We start from the raw sequence: 392 nt of genomic DNA on the forward strand, positions 1-392 counted from the left end.
TTACCCTCTGTGACGGACCTTTCCAGGTCGCTTCGTCTACCTCGTTCCTTTGTAACTCCGTATAGAATGTCCTACAACCCCAAGAGGCAAGCCTCTTGGTTTGGGCTAGATTCCGTTTCGCTCGCCGCTACTCAGGAAATCGCATTTGCTTTCTCTTCCTCCAGGTACTTAGATGTTTCAGTTCCCTGGGTCTGTCTTCCATACCCTATGTATTCAGGTAAGGATACCATACCATTACGTATAGTGGGTTTCCCCATTCGGAAATCTTCGGATCAAAGCTTACTTACAGCTCCCCGAAGCATATCGGCGTTAGTCCCGTCCTTCATCGACTCCTAGTGTCAAGGCATCCACCGTGCGCCCTTTCTAACTTAACCAAACTAAAATTAAAAAAA

At 47.2% G+C, this 392-nt stretch carries 1 rRNA gene; it reads right to left on the reverse strand.

The window, feature by feature from the left end:
- A 23S ribosomal RNA gene (locus SB773_RS30265) occupies positions 1-374 on the reverse strand; the annotation flags it as partial.
- Positions 375-392 lie beyond the last annotated feature (18 nt).

This window comes from Bacillus sp. SIMBA_074, from assembly GCF_046534555.1.
GTDB lineage: Bacteria > Bacillota > Bacilli > Bacillales > Bacillaceae_G > Bacillus_A > Bacillus_A mycoides.